This window comes from Desulfobacter sp., from assembly GCF_050177295.1.
On sequence record NZ_JBFXHE010000459.1, the window covers coordinates 1 to 3,373 of the forward strand.

The window sequence follows — 3,373 nt, forward strand, 5'->3', positions numbered from 1 at the left end:
CTCATATAATGAATTAAGCGCCAAAGATTATCATAACTTTTTTTTATGGGAGTGACTGCTTTTTTTCTTAAACCGTTAAACCGAAAAGAAAAAGGGTGTCCCTCGCATTTATTAATCATTGATAAATTGATTCGGGGTCGGGCCACGCTAACCACTTGAAATAAAATTAAATTTGATTTAATGAAGCCAAGCGCCGATACGGTTTAACTATATTAAACTATGTTGTGACTTCAAATCATATTCATCTTCTTGTTGTTGATGACAAAGGAGACTGACGATTCCCAAATCCATCCAGTTGACAGCTGGTCGGGTTGCCCAGGAATATAATCAAAGGAAAAAACGAAAAGGAGCATATTGGGAAGATCGATATCATGCAACTGCCATTGAAAGCGGTGAACACTTGCTACGGTGTATTGTATATATAACATCTTGTGCCTGAACGATGAATCAAATGCGTTCAAAGGCAACCGATGGTGGGCACAAAAAGCGTGCCCACCCTACCACTGGCAAAGGGCAATCTGTTTATGGCTCACAGATGCGGGTTTACCCAGAAGGTATTGACTGCCACACTGCAAACCCATGGGTTTGTCAATGTGGCTTCCATGAAAAGAGGGGCACCCGGTTACGACCTCTGGGCTTTGGCCACAAAGCAGGCCATGGAAGAAGCCTTCCTTCGTGAACTGGCAGGCTGGCCACCCATCCGGTGCAGCATCTCATGACCCGGTTTGCCGACCGCACCGGGGTGAACCGGCAGTCTTTCCAGTCGGCCCTTGCCGCTCTGGACCAGCTATAGGAGGCCGGGGCTGCCACTTTGCCGGAAAACTACGATGCCCTGCTGCCCGAATCCATGCGCAAGGTGCTGGACACAGCCCCGGACCAGAACATGCGTGAGCTGTTCAAGGACCTGGCCGTCAACCAGTCGTTTCGAAGAGACGTGTTTGTCCGGGGGATGACCCCTGTGTGGTCCGGGGAGCAGATGCAGAAGGGGAATGGGGACAGGTAGATAATGCACGTGCGTCATTTGCGGCTGTTGGCGGTTAATTTGCATTATGTTAACTTGTTTGATAGCACGCAAAAGATCATAAAGATAGATAGAGTAGAGAATGCATATTCCCTCCTCTCTTTGCTCTATTATCTTTTTTGTACTTGTCTTCTTTTTCTGGCATGGTTATAATGTTTTTAAATTTGATTAGCCTAATTAGCCTAATCCTGTATCGCTGAAAGATGACCTGAAGAAAAGAAATGGGGACAGGTATATTATGCTCTCTAATTTTTCGCTCACAAAAAGGCCTTTCTGGTTAATTCAGGGAAGGCTCTTTTCTTTTTCTGCACTCTTCCCATCTTGACACCGTGACACTATGGGTAGTTAGTATATATATTCTATGAGCAAGGCAGAAAAGGTAATACAGAAAATGAAAGCCAACCCGAGAGATTGGCGGATCGACAACTTGGAAACTATTGCTGGATATTACGGGCTTGATATTCGTAAAAGCGGCGGCAGTCATGTGGTTTTCGGGCATAAGCAGTCGAATATTGTGGTCACGGTTCCAGCCCACAAGCCAATCAAACCGGTATATATAAGGCAATTCATTTTGTTGGTGGAATCAGTGATAAGGGGGTAGAAATATGCATAAATTTGAAGATTACACCATTGAAATTACGCCACTTACTAAGGAGGATGGAGGCGGTTTTTTGGTAACCTTTCCAGATCTTTACGGTTGTATGGCTGACGGAGAAACCATGGAAGAAGCAATAAGGGAAGCAAAAGACGCTTTTAACTGTTGGGTGGAAGCTTGTCTTCAATGGGGTAAAGATATACCAGCACCCAGTTTTGGCAACATATCAGGCAGGTTCGTAACCTGTGTCCCTCAAAGTCTGCACGCCAGATTGACAGCAAGAGCAAAAGAGGAAGGTGTCAGCCTGAACACCTTTGTGGCAGCCAAACTGGCCGAAGGCGTATAGGGGAAAGGGACAGGTAGATAATGATCCTCTGGGGTCGGACCACGCTACGAAAAAATAGTTAAATTTCGATTCGAGGTCGGTGTTAATTCTACGGGGTCGGGCCCCGCTAACTGTCTGAAATATAGATAAATGTCTTCTAAAAAGGGCTTAAAACAGGCTTAGATTGGCATTTTTGACCCCGAAATTGCCGGTTTAAGAAAAAAAGGGCAAGCAAACATGAACATAACATGATCATGATTTGGGTCGGGCCATGCTAACCACTTGAAATAAAATTAAGTTTGATTTAATATACCCTCCATATCATGGCTATAATTGATTTTTTAGGGTAAAAAACATTGATTTAAAAAGTAAGCTTTAGAATATATTTTTGATATAAAAATATTATGGATATTAAGGAACATGTAAAATACTGGTTGGATTCTGCGGATAATGATTTGGAGGCTGCCGGGCATCTTTTTTCATCTGCTAAATATGATTGGTGCCTTTTTATTGGACATTTGGTTTTGGAAAAAATTCTGAAAGCCGCTTATGTGTGTAATAATCAAAATAAAATTCCACCCAAAACCCACAATTTAAATAAATTGGCAAAGTATTCAAATTTGAAATTGTCAAAAGACCAAATTGTTTTTTTGGATGAAGTGAATGATTTTAATCTGGAGGTAAGATATCCAGAGTATAAACGCGAGTTTTATAAACTCTGCACAAAAGAATTTGCAAGTTCATATTTTTTAAAAATTCAGGAGTTTTCCTTATGGCTGAAGTCCCGCATTATATCGTAAAATATGTAAAGGATTATATAAAAATTCTTGATAAAAACGGCTTCACAATACAACAGGCTATTTTATTCGGCAGCTTTGTCCGCGGCAACTTCAATGAATTCAGTGATATTGATATCGCGCTTGTTTCTGATAAATTTGAAGGCATCCGTTTTAATGATAGAAATCGAATTAGAAAATACAAATTTGATGTAAGTGCCGATATTGAACCTATCCCGTTTACCCTGGCGGATTTCACAGAAAGTGATCCCCTTGTAAAAGAAATATTGGAAACTGGCATCAGAATTGTTTGAATTCTGAATTCTGGGGACACCATACTTAATTATTCCCTAATTCGGGGGATAGGATGATATCAATTTCCGGCTAAAAATCAGTTTGAAAATGGTGGCATAAAATGCTACCGTTTGTTTATGAAATCAAAACACAAAAAAACATTAACTGCAATCTTTGCAATGCCAACCAGGGCGAATATCAAATTCAGCGACATTGAATCCCTGGTTATCGCCTTGGGGGGAGCAGTCTGGGAAGGTGCCGGGTCTCGTGTTATGCTGGAAATCTCCGGCAAAAGGGAATATGCCCACCGCCCGCACCCGGGGAAAGAAGCTAAAAGATACATAGTGGAAAGAATCCGCGAA

General features: G+C 41.8%; 7 protein-coding genes. All 7 read left to right on the plus strand.

From position 1 onward, the window contains the following. The first annotated feature begins 524 nt into the window (after positions 1-524). Positions 525-719 carry a hypothetical protein gene (locus AB7U36_RS21005; protein WP_428161575.1) on the plus strand — a complete coding sequence of 65 codons (195 nt, stop codon included), beginning with the start codon at positions 525-527 and terminating at the stop codon, positions 717-719. A 92-nt stretch (positions 720-811) separates the two neighbouring features. Further along, the gene (locus AB7U36_RS21010; RefSeq protein WP_428161576.1) at positions 812-1,003 is read left to right on the plus strand and encodes a methyltransferase regulatory domain-containing protein; all 192 of its coding nucleotides are present in this window, start codon (positions 812-814) and stop codon (positions 1,001-1,003) included. 409 nt (positions 1,004-1,412) lie between these two features. After that, positions 1,413-1,622, plus strand: a complete 210-nt coding sequence (locus AB7U36_RS21015; RefSeq protein WP_428161577.1) for a type II toxin-antitoxin system HicA family toxin — start codon at positions 1,413-1,415, stop codon at positions 1,620-1,622. 4 nt (positions 1,623-1,626) lie between these two features. Continuing rightward, a complete protein-coding gene (locus AB7U36_RS21020) occupies positions 1,627-1,962 on the plus strand; it encodes a type II toxin-antitoxin system HicB family antitoxin (RefSeq protein WP_428161578.1) in 336 nt (111 codons plus the stop codon). Positions 1,963-2,345: 383 nt separating this feature from the next. Continuing rightward, positions 2,346-2,741, plus strand: coding sequence for a HEPN domain-containing protein (locus AB7U36_RS21025; RefSeq protein WP_428161579.1), 396 nt, complete (start codon positions 2,346-2,348; stop codon positions 2,739-2,741). After that, positions 2,714-3,031 (plus strand): nucleotidyltransferase domain-containing protein, encoded by a 318-nt coding sequence (locus tag AB7U36_RS21030; RefSeq protein ID WP_428161580.1) that lies wholly within the window; start codon positions 2,714-2,716, stop codon positions 3,029-3,031. Before AB7U36_RS21025 ends, AB7U36_RS21030 begins: the two co-directional genes overlap by 28 nt. Positions 3,032-3,148: 117 nt before the next feature. Next, a partial coding sequence (locus AB7U36_RS21035; protein WP_428161581.1) for a type II toxin-antitoxin system HicA family toxin occupies positions 3,149-3,373 on the plus strand: 225 nt, incomplete at its 3' end.

Excerpts from the sequence above, each read along its gene's own strand:
- AB7U36_RS21005 (WP_428161575.1), top strand. The coding sequence starts at position 525 with ATGGCTCACAGATGCGGGTTTACCCAGAAGGTATTGACTGCCACACTG.
- AB7U36_RS21015 (WP_428161577.1), top strand. The coding sequence starts at position 1,413 with ATGAAAGCCAACCCGAGAGATTGGCGGATCGACAACTTGGAAACTATT.
- AB7U36_RS21020 (WP_428161578.1), top strand. The coding sequence starts at position 1,627 with ATGCATAAATTTGAAGATTACACCATTGAAATTACGCCACTTACTAAG.
- AB7U36_RS21025 (WP_428161579.1), top strand. The coding sequence starts at position 2,346 with ATGGATATTAAGGAACATGTAAAATACTGGTTGGATTCTGCGGATAAT.
- AB7U36_RS21030 (WP_428161580.1), top strand. The coding sequence starts at position 2,714 with ATGGCTGAAGTCCCGCATTATATCGTAAAATATGTAAAGGATTATATA.